Source organism: Mesorhizobium sp. M1A.T.Ca.IN.004.03.1.1 (assembly GCF_003997555.1).
Classification (GTDB): domain Bacteria; phylum Pseudomonadota; class Alphaproteobacteria; order Rhizobiales; family Rhizobiaceae; genus Mesorhizobium.
In genome coordinates this window covers 1-241 of record NZ_RZTV01000991.1, presented here as the reverse complement: position 1 = coordinate 241, position 241 = coordinate 1, and the positions used below count along the sequence as shown (strand labels likewise).

Here is a 241-nt window from a genome sequence, read left to right as displayed (position 1 = left end):
CAGCACCGCGATCCTCAGGCCGGTGCCGGCATTCAAACCCATGTGCAGATCGTGATTGTTGTCGCCGACCATGGCGACCTCTTCAGGCGAAAGACCGGTCGCAGCGCAGAAGCCGAGCACCATGCCCGGCTCTGGCTTGACGCCGAAACCGCTGTCATAGCCGGCGATGTAATCGATATAGCGGGCGAAACCGAAACGTTCCGCCGTCTGGCGGATCGACCGCTCATTGTCGCTAGAGGCG

The 241-nt window shown here is 61.8% G+C and carries 1 protein-coding gene; it reads right to left on the bottom strand.

Annotated features, from left to right (window positions below):
• On the bottom strand, nucleotides 1–241 hold a 241-nt coding region (locus tag EOD29_RS34650), incomplete at both ends, for an HAD-IA family hydrolase (RefSeq protein WP_164764084.1).